This is a genomic window from Ruegeria sp. 6PALISEP08 (assembly GCF_001238295.1).
GTDB lineage: Bacteria > Pseudomonadota > Alphaproteobacteria > Rhodobacterales > Rhodobacteraceae > Ruegeria.
Window position 1 is genome coordinate 15,626 of record NZ_LGXZ01000018.1, and the last position, 19,555, is coordinate 35,180.

The 19,555-nt window shown below is 56.7% G+C and carries 20 protein-coding genes; 18 read left to right on the forward strand and 2 right to left on the reverse strand.

What is annotated here, in order from left to right; all coding sequences use genetic code 11:
* Positions 1-50: 50 nt before the first annotated feature.
* Complete coding sequence (locus ALB80_RS19880) at positions 51-1,562, forward strand: P-loop ATPase, Sll1717 family (protein ID WP_157054285.1); 1,512 nt, start codon at positions 51-53, stop codon at positions 1,560-1,562.
* Positions 1,563-1,712: 150 nt separating this feature from the next.
* Here the strand turns inward: ALB80_RS19880 and ALB80_RS22455 are convergent, their stop codons facing one another.
* Together ALB80_RS22455 and ALB80_RS19890 are read right to left on the reverse strand one after the other, a co-directional pair.
* Positions 1,713-1,889, reverse strand: a complete 177-nt coding sequence (locus ALB80_RS22455) for a hypothetical protein (protein WP_050605905.1) — start codon at positions 1,887-1,889, stop codon at positions 1,713-1,715.
* A gap of 78 nt (positions 1,890-1,967) precedes the next feature.
* Positions 1,968-3,002 carry a fatty acid desaturase gene (locus ALB80_RS19890; protein WP_050605845.1) on the reverse strand — a complete coding sequence of 345 codons (1,035 nt, stop codon included), beginning with the start codon at positions 3,000-3,002 and terminating at the stop codon, positions 1,968-1,970.
* A 317-nt stretch (positions 3,003-3,319) separates the two neighbouring features.
* Here ALB80_RS19890 and rplO point away from each other — a divergent pair, with 317 nt between their 5' ends.
* The 17 genes from rplO (at position 3,320) to ALB80_RS19975 (ending at position 19,471) form a co-directional block, all read left to right on the forward strand.
* The gene (gene rplO / locus ALB80_RS19895; protein WP_050605846.1) at positions 3,320-3,793 is read left to right on the forward strand and encodes a 50S ribosomal protein L15; all 474 of its coding nucleotides are present in this window, start codon (positions 3,320-3,322) and stop codon (positions 3,791-3,793) included.
* Between the two features lie 109 nt (positions 3,794-3,902).
* Complete coding sequence (gene secY, locus ALB80_RS19900; RefSeq protein ID WP_050605847.1) at positions 3,903-5,267, forward strand: preprotein translocase subunit SecY; 1,365 nt, start codon at positions 3,903-3,905, stop codon at positions 5,265-5,267.
* Complete coding sequence (locus ALB80_RS19905; protein WP_050605848.1) at positions 5,264-5,839, forward strand: adenylate kinase; 576 nt, start codon at positions 5,264-5,266, stop codon at positions 5,837-5,839. Before secY ends, ALB80_RS19905 begins: the two co-directional genes overlap by 4 nt.
* A 201-nt stretch (positions 5,840-6,040) precedes the next feature.
* Positions 6,041-6,409 (forward strand): 30S ribosomal protein S13, encoded by a 369-nt coding sequence (rpsM, locus tag ALB80_RS19910; protein WP_050605849.1) that lies wholly within the window; start codon positions 6,041-6,043, stop codon positions 6,407-6,409.
* 14 nt (positions 6,410-6,423) lie between these two features.
* A complete protein-coding gene (gene rpsK, locus ALB80_RS19915) occupies positions 6,424-6,813 on the forward strand; it encodes a 30S ribosomal protein S11 (RefSeq protein ID WP_037311698.1) in 390 nt (129 codons plus the stop codon).
* 114 nt (positions 6,814-6,927) lie between these two features.
* Positions 6,928-7,944, forward strand: a complete 1,017-nt coding sequence (locus ALB80_RS19920; protein ID WP_050605850.1) for a DNA-directed RNA polymerase subunit alpha — start codon at positions 6,928-6,930, stop codon at positions 7,942-7,944.
* A gap of 118 nt (positions 7,945-8,062) precedes the next feature.
* Positions 8,063-8,485, forward strand: a complete 423-nt coding sequence (gene rplQ, locus ALB80_RS19925; RefSeq protein WP_050605851.1) for a 50S ribosomal protein L17 — start codon at positions 8,063-8,065, stop codon at positions 8,483-8,485.
* Between the two features lie 139 nt (positions 8,486-8,624).
* Positions 8,625-9,956 (forward strand): DUF3300 domain-containing protein, encoded by a 1,332-nt coding sequence (locus ALB80_RS19930; protein ID WP_050605852.1) that lies wholly within the window; start codon positions 8,625-8,627, stop codon positions 9,954-9,956.
* A gap of 1 nt (position 9,957) precedes the next feature.
* Positions 9,958-10,848: a DUF2950 family protein gene (locus ALB80_RS19935; protein ID WP_050605853.1), complete on the forward strand. Its 891-nt coding sequence runs from the start codon at positions 9,958-9,960 to the stop codon at positions 10,846-10,848.
* Positions 10,849-10,971: 123 nt separating this feature from the next.
* Positions 10,972-12,027, forward strand: a complete 1,056-nt coding sequence (locus tag ALB80_RS19940; RefSeq protein ID WP_050605854.1) for a TauD/TfdA family dioxygenase — start codon at positions 10,972-10,974, stop codon at positions 12,025-12,027.
* Between the two features lie 74 nt (positions 12,028-12,101).
* The gene (locus ALB80_RS19945; protein WP_050605855.1) at positions 12,102-13,487 is read left to right on the forward strand and encodes a trypsin-like peptidase domain-containing protein; all 1,386 of its coding nucleotides are present in this window, start codon (positions 12,102-12,104) and stop codon (positions 13,485-13,487) included.
* A 3-nt stretch (positions 13,488-13,490) separates the two neighbouring features.
* Positions 13,491-14,801: a replication-associated recombination protein A gene (locus ALB80_RS19950; RefSeq protein ID WP_050605856.1), complete on the forward strand. Its 1,311-nt coding sequence runs from the start codon at positions 13,491-13,493 to the stop codon at positions 14,799-14,801.
* A gap of 98 nt (positions 14,802-14,899) precedes the next feature.
* Complete coding sequence (locus tag ALB80_RS19955; RefSeq protein ID WP_050605857.1) at positions 14,900-15,706, forward strand: crotonase/enoyl-CoA hydratase family protein; 807 nt, start codon at positions 14,900-14,902, stop codon at positions 15,704-15,706.
* Between the two features lie 120 nt (positions 15,707-15,826).
* Positions 15,827-16,870, forward strand: a complete 1,044-nt coding sequence (locus ALB80_RS19960; protein WP_050605858.1) for an RluA family pseudouridine synthase — start codon at positions 15,827-15,829, stop codon at positions 16,868-16,870.
* Entirely contained in the window at positions 16,867-17,538 is a 672-nt protein-coding gene (locus ALB80_RS19965; RefSeq protein WP_050605859.1) for an HAD-IA family hydrolase, read from the forward strand. The genes ALB80_RS19960 and ALB80_RS19965 overlap by 4 nt, the downstream gene beginning before the upstream one ends.
* Before the next feature lie 3 nt (positions 17,539-17,541).
* Positions 17,542-18,249, forward strand: a complete 708-nt coding sequence (locus tag ALB80_RS19970) for an ATP12 family chaperone protein (RefSeq protein WP_050605860.1) — start codon at positions 17,542-17,544, stop codon at positions 18,247-18,249.
* 205 nt (positions 18,250-18,454) lie between these two features.
* A complete protein-coding gene (locus tag ALB80_RS19975; protein ID WP_050605861.1) occupies positions 18,455-19,471 on the forward strand; it encodes an amino acid ABC transporter substrate-binding protein in 1,017 nt (338 codons plus the stop codon).
* Positions 19,472-19,555: the final 84 nt, after the last annotated feature.

Below are 19,555 nucleotides of genomic sequence, written 5' to 3' on the forward strand. Positions count from 1 at the left end.
GTCTATAGGCTGGGCATTAGTTTCTCGGCATCTCTAATCGTTACATCCCAATGACTTTTGCTGTTGTTTTTTCAATCAGTTTCAAAGAACCTTTGGCCAAACACCAAGGAACTGACTACATGCTTGATTTTAATGACGAAACGATCGCGCACCTATTCGGAGCAGAAGACGCAGAAAATGAACAACCGGAACGACTAAAGGAGTACTTCTTCCGAAACAAAGCGTATGACAGCTTAAAAGCAGATCTGCCGATCAGAGTGTTAGTGGGCTACAAAGGTGTTGGCAAAAGCGCTCTTCTAAAAATTTGTCATTTGGAGGACCTTGAAGAAGACGTTATTTCCTTGTGGGTTCGTCCGAACGATGTTTTTGGCAGTATAAACACAGAAGCAGGTAGTTTTCTTCAACTGATTGAAAACTGGAAAGTTGGCCTTTCTACACTAATCGTTCGAAAAGCCCTCGAAGGCTGCGACCTTTTCGACGAAGCGAGTAAGGTGGAAAAAATCACCGGAGGCGTCCGACATATTTTGGGATCGCTTTACGAACGGTTGCAGAGCTACTCAGGCGCGCAAAGTCAAGACGTGGCAAAGCTAGTTAAACGCTTCACCCAAGAGAAGAAGATTAGAGTTTACTTGGACGACTTAGATCGAGGCTGGGAAGGTCGACTAAGCGACATTAAGAATATCTCCGCGCTACTAAATGCTGTTAGAGATATGGCTGGCGAAGACCGTAGAGTTCAGTTTCGGATTGGGTTGAGAACAGATGTGTATCATTTGGTGCGAACATCCGACGAGTCCACTGACAAAATAGAAAGCAACCTAGTTTGGTTGGCATGGTCAAACCACGAAATTTTGGCCACAATGGTTAAGCGCGTCTCTACCTTTTTTGGTGAAGACCGATCACAAGAAAGTCTTGTTTCACTACAACAGAGCGATTTAGCTCTTTTGTTGGAACCAATTATTGACGTCCGATTTCACGGCCGCGGGAGGTGGGAGAACATCGCCACACGAAGAATCTTGATGACACTTACGCGAAAGCGGCCGCGTGACTTGGTGAAGCTATTTTACTATTCGGCAAAAGAAGCGCACAAACATGACTCAGAGAAAATACGCTCCACCCATTTGCAAAACATCTTCGTAAGGTACAGCAACGAACGACTTACCGACGTTATTAACGAATTTAAAACCGAAGTGCCGAGACTAAAAGATGTTCTTCTCGGCATGAGGCAAACCAAGAAGGAGCGCGAGCAAGGAATTGGGCCAATTTTCGATGATGGCCAACTCGTCGCAAAACTCAAAACAGTTTTGAACTCGGGAAACATTACATTTAGTAACGGCGATCCGATGACACCAATTGCGCTGGCCCGCTTCCTCTATCGCTGTGACTTTATTACCGCGCGATTGGACAAGGAAAATGAAATTACTCGCCTACACTTCTCCGACAATCAGCTTTTGGCTGAACCAAAAGCCCACTTTGGATTTAAATGGGAAATTCATCCGGCATATAGATGGTCGCTCGAACCTCAGCACGCAAATGAAATTCCCGCATTCGAACTAGGAGAATAGGCATAAAACCCCCGCTTGCGTGGGGGCTTTCATCTTTTTCCAAGGGCAGTTCCGATCAGAGGCCGGTGGACACGTCGATGGTGCTCCCCTCTTTTAGAGTCACACATACTGTCTTAACGTCTTTCCGCTTGCCCAACCGGCCTCGCACGATCACTTCTTGTCGCGCGCGGCCTTCTCTTCTTTGGTCAGTTTGGCGTTCCAGACATTCTTGCTCAAACCTAGCTCTGCAGGCGCAGGTTTGGTCTTGCCGACGCTGACTTTGCCGCCTTTATCCAGGAACTCCTGAATAAGGGCCTCATCTGTCGTTTCTTTGGGGACATGTTTCATGAAGGTGACGCTATCCGCATCACGCGCCCGGAGCAACGGCTGCTTTCCGACAGCCCAACAGGTCGCGGAACCTACCGCTTACCCGTAAAGCGCGCGGGCCTCGGCGAAGGACAGCAGGCGGCGGTTTTTCTCATCCCATAGATGCAGTCGCGCGTTGGCCAGGCTCTCGCGAATGGTCATCCGGTTGCTGTTGGCCAACTCGTCGTGGTCGCGCAGCACTTCGGTCAGGCGGTAGAACGGAATGCGGCTGTACAGGTGGTGTACGTGGTGGATGCCGATATTGGCGGTGAACCACTGCAACACGGACGGCAATATATAATGAGAGCTTCCGTGCAGGGCCGCTTCGTGCAACTGCCAGTTCTCATCCGATTCCCAATGCGTGTCCTCGAACTGGTGCTGCACATAGAACAGCCAAACTCCGGCTGTAGCGGCAATAAGGGTTGAGGGCAGAAAGATCAGCAGTACCGGCATCAGCCCGCCAAAATAGTAGATGGCCACTAGTGCAACCAGAATCGCGACATTGGTGGCCATCGCACTGACCCAGAACCTGACGCTGTCAGTCAGACCCAGCGGCAGGCGGTTCTGAAACAGGAACAGATAGCCAGGGCCAAACACGAACAGGGTGATCGGGTTCCGATAAACCCGATACCAGAGCCGGTTCATCGGCGTTTTCGCCCGATATTCAGCCACGGTCAGGGTATGGATGTCCCCCATCCCGCGCTTGCCCAGGTTGCCGGAGCTGTTGTGGTGGGTGGAATGCGTGCGGCGCCATACATCATAAGGTGTCAGCGTCAGAACTCCGATTCCCCGCCCGACCCAGTCACTGACCGACCGGTTTTTGAAGAACGCGCCGTGCCCGCAATCATGCTGGATGGCAAACAGTCGCAACAGAAAGGCTGCGTTGAGCACGGAAATCGCAAAGGCCAGCCAATAGCTGACCGACAGCGACATCCAGGACAAAGCCCATAACGCGAAAAAGGGAATAATGCTGACGCCCAACTCGAACGCGCTGCGCAGCTGGTTCGGTTCGCGATATTTGGCAAGCGTTGTTACCCAGTCACGCGCGGCGGTTGTCTCCGGTTTTTCACGGAGCGAGAGAGATGGGTGAGTCATGCGCCTGCCAGTCTGGTGTCTTCAGGCAACCGGATAGACTACCACCCCGGCATGGCAAGTGGTTTCTGTCAAAGTTGATGCAATTCTTGCTCAAATAACGGTCAGAAACCGGTGAAGTCGTCATTTTGGGAACAGTTTGAAGTCTGGTCCGGGAACCTTTGACCGCACCGCAGAGCGGACGGCAATCTACAGACTTGCCAAGCCCCGCCATCGGGCCTATACGCCTGCGGTGGCTTTTTGCCATGAGAATCAAAACCAAGAAATGCCGTGTTTGGCCCATCACGCTTCGGGGTCATATCCGGCTTAGGAGAAGCGAAATGAAACTGAACGAATTGCGCGACAATCCTGGCGCCACATCCAAACGCACTCGTGTTGGTCGTGGTCCGGGTTCCGGCAAAGGTAAAATGGGTGGCCGTGGTATCAAAGGCCAGAAATCCCGCTCGGGTGTGGCCATCAACGGCTACGAAGGCGGTCAGATGCCATTGTACCAGCGCCTGCCCAAGCGTGGCTTCAGCAAGCCGAACCGCAAGGCATTCGCCGTTGTAAACCTGGGCCTGATCCAGAAGTTTGTCGAAGCTGGCAAGCTGGACGCTTCGGCCGCGATCACCGAAGACGCTCTGGTTGCGTCCGGTCTGGTCCGCCGCAAGCTGGACGGTATCCGCGTCCTGGCCAAAGGCGAAATCAGCACCAAAGTGAACCTGGAAGTGACCGGAGCTTCGAAGTCTGCCGTTGAGGCAGTTGAAAAAGCGGGCGGTTCACTGAAGGTCACAAAAGCTGCTGCGGCAGAGTAATCGCTTGTGAGCGGGCAAAGACCCGCTTACATAGACCTCAGAGTTTTCCAAGACGCCGTCCGAGCCGGAAAACGGTTCCGGGCGGCGTTTGCATAAGAGAGACCGATTTATGGTATCAGCAGCAGAACAAATGGCAGCCAACACAAGCTGGGCTGCTCTGGGCAAAGCCACCGATCTGCGCAACCGCATCCTGTTCACGCTGGGTTTGCTGATCGTCTATCGCCTGGGCACTTTTATCCCGGTGCCGGGGATCGACGGAGCAGCATTGCGCGAGTTCATGGAGCAGGCGGGGCAGGGCATCGGCGGCATGGTTTCGATGTTCACCGGCGGAGCGCTGGGGCGGATGGGTATCTTTGCCCTTGGCATCATGCCCTATATCTCGGCCTCGATCATCGTGCAGCTGCTGACATCAATGGTTCCTGCGCTTGAGCAGCTCAAGAAAGAAGGTGAGCAAGGCCGCAAGAAGATCAACCAATACACCCGGTTCGGCACCGTGGCGTTGGCCACTGTGCAGGCCTATGGTCTGGCGGTTTCACTTGAGGCTGGTGATCTGGCGACAGATCCGGGGCTGTTCTTCCGCATGTCGACCATGATTACTCTGGTTGGCGGCACCATGTTCCTGATGTGGTTGGGTGAACAGATCACCGCGCGCGGCATTGGCAACGGTATCTCTCTGATCATCTTCGTCGGCATCATTGCCGAGGTTCCGGCCGCACTGGCGCAGTTCTTTGCCTCTGGCCGGTCCGGCGCAATCAGCCCCGCCGTGATCGTTGGTGTGATCGTGATGGTTATCGCCGTGATTACCTTTGTGGTCTTTATGGAACGCGCGCTGCGCAAGGTTCATATCCAGTACCCGCGCCGTCAGGCCGGTATGAAGGTATATGAGGGCGGCTCTAGCCACCTGCCGGTGAAAGTGAACCCGGCGGGCGTGATCCCGGCAATCTTTGCCAGCTCACTGCTACTGTTGCCGGTGACGATCTCGACCTTCTCGTCGGGTGCTGCAAACGGGCCGATCATGTCGTGGCTGCTTGCCAATTTTGGTCCCGGCCAGCCGCTGTACTTGCTGTTCTTCGCGTCGATGATCGTGTTCTTTGCGTATTTCTACACGTTCAACGTGGCGTTCAAACCTGATGACGTGGCGGACAACCTGAAAAAGCAAAACGGTTTTGTGCCGGGTATCCGTCCGGGCAAGAAGACCGCCGAGTACCTGGAGTACGTGGTCAACCGCGTTCTGGTATTGGGCTCGGCCTATCTGGCGGCGGTCTGTCTGCTGCCTGAGATCCTTCGGGGTCAGTTTGCTATCCCGTTCTATTTCGGCGGCACCTCGGTTCTGATTATTGTCTCTGTGACCATGGACACGATCCAACAGGTACAGAGCCATCTTCTGGCGCATCAATACGAAGGGCTGATCGAAAAGTCCCAACTGCGCGGCAAAAGCAAGAAACGCGGCAGGAAGGGACCCGCTCGTCGATGAACATAATTCTTCTGGGGCCCCCGGGGGCCGGAAAAGGCACGCAAGCTCAGTATTTGGTTGAATCCCGTGGTATGGTTCAGCTGAGCACCGGAGACATGCTGCGCGAGGCAAAAACCTCGGGTACCGAAATGGGTCAGAAGGTCGCCGCGATCATGGACGCGGGCAAGCTCGTCACCGATGAGATTGTGATTGGCCTGATCGAAGAAAAGCTGATGACCGAAAAGGGTGCAGGTTTTATCTTTGATGGCTTCCCTCGTACTCTGGCGCAAGCCGATGCACTGGCGGCTTTGCTGACCAAGCTGGGTCAGTCGCTGCATACTGTGATCGAAATGCGCGTCGATGATGAAACGCTGATCAAGCGCATCGTCAATCGTGCAGAAGAGGCGCGGGCGGCAGGCAAACCAGTTCGGGCAGACGACAATGAAGAGAGTGTGCGTATTCGCCTGATGGAGTACTACAAAAAGACCGCTCCGTTGATCGGCTACTATCATGCCAAGGGCGATCTGCGCCCGGTCAATGGTCTGGCCAGCATCGACGAAGTCAGAGCCTCGATCGAAGCCATTCTGGGCTGACTTGAGGTTGGGGCTTGACGGCCCCACTAAAACCCCATATCGACCCCCATCCCTAAAGGGAATCAAGTTTGCATGAGGGATTCGTCCCTAATGCCCCGACCACCTCGAATAATGCTGAGCCCTCTGGCGACACTGCCACGGTAAAGCGTTGTGAAAAAAGGTTCTGGAGTTACGGAACCGCAACGAAAAGGAAAGTGACACGTGGCACGTATTGCCGGCGTAAATATCCCGACTGCAAAGCGGGTACCAATCGCCCTCACATATATCACCGGTATCGGCAACACCTCGGCCAAAGCGATCTGCGAAGCCGTGGGCATTGAAGCGTCTCGTCGCGTCAACGAACTGTCCGACGCCGAAGTTCTGGCCATCCGCGAGCACATCGATGCAAACTTCACCGTTGAAGGTGACCTGCGTCGTGAAGTTCAGATGAACGTCAAGCGCTTGATGGATCTGGGCTGCTATCGCGGTCTGCGCCATCGCCGTAACCTGCCCGTTCGCGGTCAGCGTACTCACACCAACGCTCGTACCCGCAAAGGCCCCGCAAAGGCCATTGCTGGTAAGAAGAAATAAGGGGGGTCTGACTGATGGCACGCGAAAAGACTCGTACCAAGAAAAAAGAGCGCAAGAATATCGCATCGGGCGTGGCCCATGTGAATTCGACCTTCAACAACACCAAAATCCTGATCTCGGACGTGCAGGGCAACGCCATTGCATGGTCGTCAGCTGGGACGATGGGGTTCAAAGGGTCTCGTAAATCTACTCCGTATGCTGCTCAGATGGCTGCGGAAGACGCAGGCAAAAAGGCGCAGGATCACGGCGTCAAGACACTGGAAGTCGAAGTTCAGGGCCCCGGTTCGGGTCGTGAATCGGCGCTGCGCGCGCTGGCTGCAGTGGGCTTCAACATCACGTCGATCCGCGACGTGACACCGATTGCTCACAATGGCTGCCGCCCGCCGAAGCGTCGCCGCGTCTAAGCGATTTTGAATTGAGCTGGGGCTGCGTTTTTGCGCGGCCCCAGCACGTCATTTTGAACCTCGGGCGTCTGCACCTTGTTGGTCATGGGGCGCGGACAGGAATGGAGGGATTACATGATCCACAAGAATTGGGCTGAATTGATCAAGCCGACCCAGCTGGAAGCCAAGCCGGGCAACGATCCCGCACGTCAGGCGACCCTGGTTGCCGAACCGCTGGAGCGTGGTTTTGGTCTGACTCTGGGCAACGCCCTGCGCCGCGTTCTGATGAGCTCGCTGCAAGGTGCGGCTATCACCAGCGTTCAGATCGACAACGTCCTGCACGAGTTCTCCTCGGTCGCGGGCGTTCGTGAAGACGTCACCGACATCATTCTGAACCTCAAACAAGTTGCCCTGCGCATGGAAGTCGAAGGCCCCAAGCGCCTGTCGATCAATGCCAAAGGTCCGGCAATTGTCACCGCTGGTGACATCAGCGAAAGCGCCGGCATCGAGGTTCTGAACCGCGATCATGTCATCTGCCACCTGGATGATGGCGCCGATCTTTTCATGGAACTGACCGTCAACACTGGCAAAGGCTATGTCTCGGCTGAAAAGAACAAGCCCGAAGACGCACCTATCGGCCTGATCCCGATCGATGCGATCTATTCGCCGGTCAAAAAGGTCGCCTATGACGTTCAGCCGACCCGTGAAGGTCAGGTTCTGGACTATGACAAGCTGACCCTGAAGATCGAAACCGATGGTTCGATCACGCCCGAAGACGCGCTGGCTTTTGCTGCGCGTATTCTGCAGGACCAGTTGTCGATCTTCGTCAACTTCGACGAGCCCGAATCGGCAAGCCGTCAGGACGAAGACGATGGTCTGGAGTTCAACCCGCTGCTGCTGAAGAAAGTGGACGAGCTGGAACTGTCAGTCCGTTCGGCAAACTGCCTGAAGAACGACAACATCGTTTACATCGGCGACCTGATCCAGAAGACCGAAGCCGAGATGCTGCGCACTCCGAACTTCGGCCGCAAGTCGCTGAACGAGATCAAGGAAGTGCTGTCCGGCATGGGTCTGCACCTCGGCATGGATGTCGAGGACTGGCCGCCCGACAATATCGAAGATCTGGCGAAGAAATTCGAAGACGCGTTCTAAGCGCGTCTTCCCCAATGCCCGGGTTGCCGGGGAATATATGGGCGAACTTGCCCCAAGGAGAGCCGGTGACACGCATCGCCGGCCAGACAAAGCAAAACGCGAAAGAAGGAACTAGAAAATGCGTCACGCACGTGGTTACCGCCGCCTGAACCGTACTCATGAGCATCGTAAGGCTCTGTTTGCGAACATGGCAGGCTCGCTCATCGAACATGAGCAGATCAAAACAACTCTGCCCAAGGCAAAAGAGCTGCGCCCGATCATCGAAAAGCTGGTCACTCTGGGCAAGCGCGGCGACCTGCACGCCCGCCGTCAGGCCGCATCGCAGCTGAAAGAAGACAAAGACGTCGCCAAGCTGTTCGAAATTCTGGGCCCCCGCTATGCCGAGCGTCAGGGCGGTTACGTCCGCATCCTGAAAGCGGGCTTCCGCTATGGCGATATGGCACCGATGGCGATCATCGAATTCGTTGATCGTGACATCGACGCCAAAGGCGCGGCCGACAAGGCCCGCGTTGCCACCGAAGAGACTGCCGACGAAGAATAAGAAAGTCTGACTTTCTGATTTTCAGCCCCCGCGTCCCGGACGCGGGGGCTTTTTTGTTTTTTACTGAGGCTCTTATTTCGAGATTTGTTGCCAGAATCATGAACTTGGGCAATCCTCAAAGAAATTGAAGGATCGCAATATGTTTAGATTTCTGATTTTTGCGCCTCTGATTTGCGCAGGTACTGCGCTTTTTGCGCAAGAAAACACTGATGAAACAACCGAAGTCGCGTCACAAGAAGCGACTGACCTTTTGACCGATGCAGAACTTCAGACGCTGGTCGCGCCGGTTGCTTTGTATCCGGATACTTTGCTTATCCAGATACTCGTTGCCTCGACACAACCGCTGGAGATTGTGAAGGCCGAGCGATTTTTGATCGACAATGCCGATCGAGACCCGGCTGAGCTTGAACCTGAAATCGAAGCGATGGGCTGGGACCCGTCCGTCGGCGTTCTTGCGACGGCGTTTCCTGAGGTCGTTGGACAAATGGCAACGCATGTCGATTGGACAGAAACGGTGGGTACAGCGATGCTGGCCCAATCTGACGACGTGATGGACGCGGTTCAGGTGATGCGGGATCAGGCGATTGACAGCGGTGCACTGGTGTCTGGCCCCGAACAAACGGTCGAAGTCGAAGAGGATGAAACCGTTGTCATCACACCGACCAACACCGAAACGGTTTATGTTCCGCAATACGATCCTGCGACCGTGTATACCGGGCCATCAACGGGTGATGTTGTTGGTGCCGCTCTGCTCACATTTGGGGCCGTGGCTCTGATCGACGAGATTTTTGATGATGATGACGATTGGTACGGTTACTGGGGTTGCCGAAACTGCGGCGGATGGGGCGGGGGTCCGATTTACAGGAATCCGAACATCGACATAGACGTCGATGGCAACGTCAATATTGGCAACGACATTGATCTGGGTGACCGCACGGACATCGAGTGGAAACCCGACTCTAACCGTCAGCAAGAAGCGCGGAACAAAATCGCCGATCATAAACGCACTGGCGGCGGCGCTGGCACCTTGCCTGTAGACCGGCCAGCAGGGCGCACAGATGAGCTTCGTGCGAAGCTCAGCCGCGAATCCGGGGCCGCAGACATAAGTCGGGATGGTTCGGGCGCTGCTGCGCTGGCAGCCGGGGCGGGTGCCGGAGCGATTGCAGGTGGCGCATTGGCCAACCGGGGCAATGACAAGCAATTGCCTAAGGTCAACCGCGGGAATGTCGACACTGACAGAGCCGCCGCGAAACAGAAGGCTGTAGACCGAACCAAACAGTCTTCTGGTGCCGCCAAGAAACCAGTCAAAAGCAATGCGAAGGCCGCCAAGAAACCCCAGGCCAAAAAGGCTGCGGTTCAGCACAATAAATCTGCGTCAAAAGGCAAAGCCATGCAAAAGAAAGCGTCCGGCAAAAGAACCCACAGCGCGTCAAAACGTGGGCACGCGGCCAAAGGAAAGCGGAGGAGATAAGATGCGAAATTTCATAGTTTCTTCTGCCCTTCTTTTCGCCACGGCCAGCGCAGCCGCGTCTGAGGGGGCCCATTTCAACAGCCCTCAAGCGGCGTTGGATGCGTTTGTCAGTGCGTTGAAATCGGATGATCGGGACCAGTTGTTGGATGTTTTCGGAGCTGAAGCCGAAGACCTGCTTGCAACCGGTGACCCCGAGGAAGACCGGGCCAGACGAGAGGAAGTGCTTGGCATGTATGCCGAGGGCTATCGCTTTCAGCCGGACGAGGACGGTGTCGTCGTTTTGCTGGGGGAGGATAGTTGGCCTTTCCCTATACCGATCTCTCGAGCTGGCGAGGATTGGCACTTCGACCTCGACGCGGGCATCGAAGAAGTTTCGGCCCGTGAGATCGGGTTGAATGAGCTGGAAGTGATGGAGTTGCTCGACGCATATGTCGATCTTCAGGCAGCGTTTCGTTTGGCCGACCACAATGGCGACGGTGTTATGGAGTTCGCGCGCAACATCATTTCCGATCCGGGTGTGAAAGATGGTCTGTTCTGGCCGGAAGAAGACAGCTTTGTCGGCGCGGCACTTGCACGGGCCGTGGCCTCGGGGTGGAGCGACGGAGAAGAGGATTACGAACCTGAACCCTTCCTTGGTTATTACTATACGATTCTTCAAGGTCAGGGTTCCAATGCTCCGGGCGGTGCGTATTCGTACTTTGTTGGGGGGCATTTTGTGGCAGGCCATGCGCTACTGGCCGTTCCTTCGGAATACGGCGAGACCGGAATTCACTCGTTTTTGGTTGGCGAAAACGGGATCATTTTCGAGGCAGACTTTGGTCCTAACACGCTCGAACGCACGGCAAATATTTTGGAGTATGACCCGGGTCCTGATTGGTCGCTTGCGGAGTAGAGTCAGAGGTGTTTGCGAAAGCGCACCGAACGGCTGTCGTATTTTGAAAACCTTCGGTGACTAGAGGTGATGAACTGTGCCTTTTTGCACGTGAAAACAGAGACAGCGTGAGGGGCGGCAGCGATGACAGTTTTTTCAGAGAGACCGGCACAAATCACCGGTCCATCCGTTTGGACCGGACAAGAAATGGCAGCGCGGCAGAATGAATGGCTGTTGCATCTTAGCCCCGAAGATATCGCGGACCTCGAGCAAGCCGCGCGGCATTACCTAAGCCTAGGGCGAGATATCGGCGAAATCACCAAAGCAGACTTTCCGCTGCATCGGTTCGACCGCCACCTTGAGATCCTAAAGGACACACTGATCAACGGTATCGGGTTCGAGGTGATCCGGGGCCTGCCGGTCGAGAGCTATTCTCAGGAGATGGCCGCCGCGGTTTTCTGCGGGGTGGGTGCCCATTTGGGATCAGCGCGGTCCCAAAATGCGCAGGGGCACATTCTGGGTCATGTCCGGGACATCGGTGCGAATGCAAATGATCCGAATACGCGGATTTATCAGACCCATGAGCGTCAGACCTTTCATACAGACAGCGCCGATATCGTTGGGCTTTTGTGCCTTCGGGACGCGAAAGAGGGTGGGGATTCACTGCTGGTCAGCGCCGAAGCAATCTACAACCGGATGCGCAACGATTGCCCGGATCTGCTAGAGAGGTTGTTCGACCCGATAGCGACTGACAGGCGTGGTGAAGTGCCGGAAGGCATGCAGCCCTTCATGACTATTCCGCCCTTCAGCTGGCATGATGGCAAGCTGACCGTATTCTATCAGCGCCAATATATCGACAGCGCGCAACGGTTTCCCGAAGCCATGCGCCTGACCCCTGATCATGTCGCCGCTTTGGACAATTTCGACGCCTTGGCAAACGACCCTGATCTATACCTGACCATGCGGTTGCAACCCGGCGATATGCAGTTTGTTTACAACCATTCTCAGTTACATGACCGGACGGGGTTTGTGGACTGGCCTGATCCATCCGAGCGCCGGCATCTTTTCCGCCTTTGGCTCTCACCCGACGGAGACCGGGAGTTGCCTGACGTTTTCAAACAGCGTTACGGGTCGATCGAAGTGGGCAATAGGGGTGGGATCATTACAAAAGGAACCCGTCTGCACGCGCCGCTGGATTGAACGCCCCGGACATGTGCTTGCATTACCGCGCCCGTAGTCGCATATCCTACGCAGCTTTTGAGGTAGAGGTATCCATGCTTCGCGCGACACTTATCGCTTTGACCTGTGCGGTTTCCACAATTGCGACGGCTGAAACACGTGTGCCACAGTCGCAGGCCGAGATTTCTCTGGGCTTTGCTCCTGTCGTTAAGAAAGCCTCGCCTGCGGTGGTGAACATTTACGCCAAGATCGTGCGGCAGGGGCGGGCCAGCCCTTTCTTCTCGGACCCATTCTTTCAGGACTTCTTTGGCCGGGGCTTTGGCGCGCCACAACCCCGGGTGCAAAACTCATTGGGTTCTGGGGTGATCCTGTCCGAGGACGGCTATGTCGTGTCCAATTATCACGTGGTTGGGTCCGCGACAGAGATCCGGGTGGTCACCACGGACCGGCGCGAGTTTTCGGCCACCGTTGTTTTGGGCCATGAGGAAAGCGATATTGCTATCCTGCGATTGGAAGAGGCCGAAAACCTGCCTTTCCTGAACCTGCGGGATTCCGATCAGGTCGAAGTGGGCGAGCTGGCCCTGGCCATCGGAAACCCCTTTGGTGTTGGGCAAACGGTGTCGTCAGGCATCATCTCGGGCCTGGCCCGAACAGGCACGGCAACCGGTAATGCACGTGGGTATTTCATTCAGACGGATGCTGCGATCAACCCGGGAAATTCCGGTGGCGCATTGATCGATGTGAATGGCGATCTGATCGGAATCAACACTTCCATTCTGACGCGATCGGGCGGTTCCAACGGGATCGGCTTTGCTATCCCGGCCAATCTGGTGGCTGAATTCTTGAAACAGGCGCAGCAAGGCAATGACAGATTTGTCAGCCCCTGGGCCGGAATGTCGGGTCAGCACATGAGCGCAGATATCGCTGAATCTCTGGGTCTGGTTATTCCATTGGGTGTCGTGATCTCGGACCTGCATGACCTCAGTCCGCTGCGTGAGGCGGGGCTGAAGGTGGGGGATGTCGTCACTCATGTGGACGGGGACGAGGTGAACTCACCCGCCGAAATGAAGTTCCGCATGTCCATCGCTGGTGTGGGGGGAACCTCTGTTCTGACGCGGTTGCGTGGTGAACAAAGCGATGAGGTCGAGGTGGCCTTGATCAAAGCGCCCGAAACGCCCGCTGCCGAAGAAACCGCGCTGGACGATAATACAGTTCTGCCGGGCTTGGTTGTGTCACGGATCAATCCGGCGGTGATCACCAAGCTGGGCCTACCTCTGTCGCTGAGCGGCGTTGTTGTGATCGATCCGGGCCCTTACGGCGCGCGGGCGGGGTTGCGGCCTGGCGATGTGATCGAAACCATCAACGCGGTCGATATTCAGCGCCCCGGTGACGTTGAACGCGCTATGACAGACCCGGGACGCCGCGTGCAGATGGGTCTTCAGCGCGAAGGCCGGTCTGTGTCTCTGCGATTCCGGCTGTAACGCATGAGTGATCTGTTCGACACCGATCCAACCGAACCCGCTGCTGCCCCGCATCGCCCTCTGGCAGATCGTTTGCGGCCCCAGTCGCTGGGTGACGTCATCGGTCAAGAGCAGGTGCTGGGGCCTGAGGCCCCGCTGGGTGTGATGCTGGCGGCGGGCAGCCTGTCCAGCCTGATCTTCTGGGGACCACCCGGAGTTGGAAAGACAACGATTGCGCGCCTTTTGGCGCAGGAAACCGATCTGCATTTTGTTCAGATCAGTGCGATTTTCACCGGTGTGCCGGATCTGAAGAAAGTCTTCGAGGCTGCAAAAATCCGCCGCCGGAACGGGCAAGGGACGTTGTTGTTCGTGGACGAGATCCATCGTTTCAACAAGGCGCAGCAGGACGGGTTTCTGCCTCATATGGAAGACGGCACTATCCTGTTGGTCGGGGCTACGACCGAGAACCCGTCCTTTGAACTGAATGCCGCCGTACTGAGCCGGTCGCAGGTTCTGGTACTGGAACGACTCAGCCTTGCCGACCTTGAACGTCTGACGCAGCGTGCCGAGAAAGAGTTGGACCGTGCATTGCCTTTGACCCCCGCTGCCCGCGATGCGTTGCAGGAAATGGCCGATGGTGATGGGCGGGCGTTGCTGAACCTGATCGAGCAGGTCTCGGCCTGGAAGGTGGACGCGCCGCTGGAGCCGAATGCGTTGTCGACACGCCTGATGCGGCGGGCTGCGAAGTATGACAAATCGGGGGATGAGCATTACAACCTCATCTCGGCCCTGCATAAGTCGGTGCGCGGGTCCGACCCGGATGCGGCGCTGTATTGGTTTGCGCGCATGCTGACCGGGGGCGAAGACCCACGTTACTTGGCGCGCCGGATTACGCGGATGGCGGTCGAGGATATCGGCCTGGCCGACCCACAAGCTCAGGCCATTTGCTTGCAATCGTGGGAAACCTACGAACGTCTCGGATCTCCCGAAGGGGAATTGGCGCTGGCCCAAGCGCTGGTTTATCTGGCGCTGGCTCCTAAATCCAACGGGGCCTATGTCGGCTATAAGGCGGCGATGCGGCTGGCCAAACAATCGGGCAGCGAGCCGCCGCCCAAACATATCCTGAATGCGCCCACATCTCTGATGAAGGATCACGGATACGGTGCAGGTTATGCGTATGACCATGATGCCGAGGATGGGTTTTCCGGACAGAACTACTTCCCCGAGACAATGAAACGCCCGGTCCTGTATCAGCCGGTTGAGCGCGGGTTCGAGCGGGAACTGAAAAAGCGCCTCGATTATTTCGCCAAGCTACGGACACAGCGCAACAGCTAGTTACGCAGGGTCAGTTTTGGACGTGCCGCGGCGTCACAGGCGACAGGTTTGCAATTGAACGCTTCCCTTGGGTCAATACCTGCAAGGGAGGACAAATTATGCCGGTTTCTATTGAAAAGACCCAGGACGTCTGGACCATCATCCACGACAGACCGGATGCGCGGAATGCCGTTGATACGGACCATGCCGAGGCTCTGGTCGAGGCTTTTCTGAGTTTTGAGTCCAGTGCAGCCAAAGCTGCGGTGTTCTGGGGCAAAGGCGGTAATTTCTGTGCGGGCTGGGATTTGAAGCTTGCCGCCTCGCTGGTTGATCCGGAACTGCGCGAGGTATATTTTGACAAGCATACCTTCCCGATTGGTTCGGCCACCTCGACACTTGGGCCGATGGGGCCGTCTAGGCTGGAGCTTTCGAAACCCATCATCGGCGCGATTGAAGGCGCAGCCGTGGCCGGAGGTATGGAACTTGCCCTATGGTGTGACATCCGAGTGATGGCGGAAACGGCGTATTTGGGCGTTTATTGCCGCCGTTGGGGGATCACCCTTATGGATGGCGGCTCGGTCCGGTTGCCGCGTCTGGTGGGACAGGGCAAGGCGCTGGAGATCGCTTTGACAGGTCGCAGGGTCGAGGCTGAGGAGTGTTATCGGATCGGGCTTGCGGAAAAAGTCGCCCCGCATGGCGAAGCGCGTTCTGCAGCCGAAGCAATGGCTCATGAAATCGCGCGCTTTCCGCAGGAGGCTGTTCGGGCCGACCGGCGGTCGATCATCGAAACCCGCGGAATGCCGGTCCGTGAGGCGCTCAAGGTCGAATGGGCGAACGGGTTGGAGGCGATCCGCCGCGAAGGAACACCGGGCGCGGGTCGTTTCCGGGATGGGGCGGGTCGACACGGAGACTTCTCGAACATCTGAGCACAACGGCCTGATACCTTGACTCTTGCCGCATAGCGCGCGACAGACGCCCATGATTTCTGGGACACGGACAAAGGTGCAATCCGGGCGGATCACCCGCGCGGTGCAAGGGGCAATGGCATGAGTGGCGTACAGATGATTACAGTCGCTGAAGGCGATGGAGACCAGCGCGTGGACCGCTGGCTGCGTCGCCTGTTTCCGCATGTTAGTCAGGGCCGCATTGAAAAAATGTGCCGCAAGGGCGAGTTGCGCGTGGATGGCAGCCGCGCCAAAGCCTCGACCCGGCTGGAAGTCGGGCAAGTGGTTCGCGTGCCGCCTTTGCCGGACGCTGATCACAAACCGGTTGAGGTCAAACACCGTGTCTCGGATGCGGATGCCAAGATGATCCAATCCTGCGTGATCTACCGCGACGATCACATTCTGGCACTGAACAAGCCGCATGGTTTGCCGGTGCAGGGTGGCAGCGGGCAGACCCGGCATGTCGACAGCCTGTCCGAGGCGCTGCGGTTTGGCTATGACGAGAACCCGCGTCTGGTTCACCGCTTGGACAAGGACACGTCAGGTGTCTTGTTGCTGGCACGCACGCGTGAGGCTGCCAAGGGTTTGACAGCAGCTTTCCGTCACCGCGATACGCGTAAAATCTACTGGGCACTGGTGGCCGGTGTTCCGACGCCATATTTGGGTGAGATCAAGACGGGTCTTGTCAAAGCGCCCGGTCATGGCAAGCACGGTGAGGGTGAAAAGATGATCCCCGTGCATATGAACGAGATCGACAGTACTCCGGGGGCCAAGCGAGCGCATACGCTTTACGCGACTCTCTACCGTGTCGCTGGCCGCGCGGCTTGGGTTGCGATGGAGCCGATTACCGGGCGGACTCACCAACTTCGGGCTCATATGGCCGCTATTGGGCATCCGATCATCGGGGATGGCAAATACGGCGGCTCGGGTCAGGAAAACCTGGGCGATGGTTGGGGTGCGCAACTGGGCGGGATTATCAGCAAAAAGCTGCACCTGCACGCACGGCAGCTATCATTCCTGCACCCGATTACGCGAAAACCTGTGACAGTGACTGCCCCCTTGCCAGAACACATGAAACACAGCTGGGACACGTTCGGCTGGGCCGAGGACCTGGCAGCTGAAGACCCGTTTGAGGAGCTGCAATGAGCGCACCCTTGCGGTTGGTTCTGTTTGATGTCGACGGCACATTGGTCGACAGTCAGGGCAGTATCGTTCACTCTATGACAACCAGCTTTCAGGCGGCATCCGTGCCCGTGCCATCGCGCGGCGCGATCCTGTCAATTGTTGGTCTTTCCTTGCCGCACGCCATTGCCCGGCTGGCGCCGGATCAATCATCTTTGGTCCAGAACGATCTGGTTGAAGGGTACAAAGAGGCTTACCATGCGCATCGGCTTGACTTGGGGGCAGCCAGTTCTCCGCTTTATCCAGGCGCGCGTGAGGCAATTGAAGCGTTGCACGCTGTGCCCGAAGTGCTTTTGGGGGTTGCCACCGGAAAATCACAGCGCGGTCTCGATGCGCTGATCGAGGCACATGAGCTTGAGGCTTATTTCGTAACGCGTCAGGTTGCAGATCATCACCCCTCCAAGCCACACCCGTCGATGGTACAGACCGCATTGTCGGAAACCGGCGTTGATCCGGATTGTGCCGTGATGATCGGTGACACGAGCTTTGATATGGACATGGCAGCCGCGGCGGGGGTGCGGGGAATTGGTGTGACCTGGGGATACCATGATCGCTCGGCTTTGACTTCGGCCACATGCCTAATCGAGAGGTTTGACCAGTTGCCCACGGCGCTGGCTGGAATATGGAACTAGACTATGAGCGACTGGAAACCAAAACGCTTCTGGAAAGAAAGTGCCGTTGTTAACTCCGATGGCGGGTTTACGGTTGAATTGGACGGCCGGCGTGTCAAAACCCCAGCCAAGCAAGGTTTGATCTTGCCAACCCGCCCGATGGCCGAAGCAGTCGCGGCGGAATGGGACGCGCAGGAAAAAATGGTTGATCCCGCAACAATGCCGTTCACCAGGTCTGCCAATGCCGCAATCGACAAAGTGCGTGTTCAGCACGCCGAAGTGGCCGAAATGCTGGCCGATTACGGTGATTCAGATCTGCTGTGTTATCGGGCCACACACCCGCAGGAGCTGCAGAACCGTCAAAGCGCCGAATGGGACCCGGCACTGAATTGGGCTGAGTCAACACTGTCCGTCCGTCTGGTGCCAGTCGTGGGCGTGCTGCATCAACCGCAATCGGGCGCTGCCCTCGCGACGCTGCGCGCGCGCGTCCGTGCGCTGGATGCGTTTCAACTGGCGGCCTTCCATGATCTGGTCAGCCTGTCCGGGTCGTTGATTCTCGGGTTCGCGGCAGCCTTGGATTGGCGCAAACCGGACGAGATATGGCGCATTTCGCGGTTGGATGAAAGCTGGCAGATCGAACAATGGGGCCACGACGACGAGGCGCATGAGGTTGCTGAAACCAAAAGGGCGGCGTTTCTGCACGCGAAACGCTTCTTCGATATGTCTGTTTGAGCCTTAATTCCTGATATTTGGGCAATTGCGCAATGGGCTTGGGGTGTGATCCATCGTTTTCGATGATCCGACCCTTGACGTTTGTTTATGAATACGCCCAAACTCGGTCCCACTAAAGGGGAGACACCTTTGGGGTAACCTTTCCGGCATCCACTTGCCGGGCAGAGCCGCCTCGCAAGAGGTGGAAAATCAGGAAGAGGTAAAAATGAAAAAATCCGTAATCTTGGGCGCGGCAACGATTGCCGGTCTTTCTGCTGGCGCAGCCATGGCAGGGACCGTTGACGACGTTAAAGCGCGCGGCAAGCTGAACTGTGGCGTGACAACCGGTCTGGTTGGCTTTGCTGCACCCGACGCCAATGGCGAGTGGCAAGGCTTTGACGTTTCGCTTTGTCGTGCTGTCGCCGCTGCTGTTCTGGGCGATGCAAACGCCGTCGAGTTCGTTCCGACCACCGGTAAGACACGCTTTACCGCTTTGGCGTCCGGCGAGATCGACATGCTGGCCCGTAACACCACCTGGACCTTCAGCCGCGACGTCGACCTGAAGTTTGAATTCACTGGTGTGAACTATTATGATGGTCAGGGCTTCATGGTTCCCAAGGCGCTGGGCGTGAGCTCGGCCAAGGAACTGGATGGCGCAACTGTCTGTATCCAGACGGGTACCACGACCGAGCTGAACCTGGCGGACTTCTTCCGCTCGAACAACATCAGCTATGAGCCGGTTCCGATCGAAACCAACGCCGAAGCGCAGCAGCAGTATCTGGCTGGCGCATGCGACGTTTATACCACCGACGCATCCGGTCTGGCCGCAACCCGCGCCACGTTTGAAGCACCGGACGAGCACGTTCTGCTGCCCGAAATCATCTCGAAAGAGCCGCTGGGCCCGCTGGTCCGTCACGGCGACCACGAATGGGGTGACGTTGTTCGCTGGACTCTGAACGCGCTGGTCTCGGCGGAAGAACTGGGTGTGACCTCGGCCAATATCGATGAGCTGAGCGCTGGCACCGACAACCCGGAAATCAACCGTCTGCTGGGTACCGAAGGCACCCTGGGCGAGATGCTGGGCCTGGACGCTGACTGGGCTGCGAAAGCCATCAAGGCCGGCGGCAACTATGGCGAAGTGTTTGCCAAGAACATCGGTGAAGAAACCCCGATCGGCCTGGCACGCGGCCTGAACGCACAGTGGACCGAAGGTGGCCTGCTGTACTCGCCGCCGTTCCGCTAAAATGTAAGGAATTGGGCGTGGGGTAACCTGCGCCCTCTTCGCATCAAAAAGCTGCGGAAATATCTAGAGCGGGGAGAAACCCGC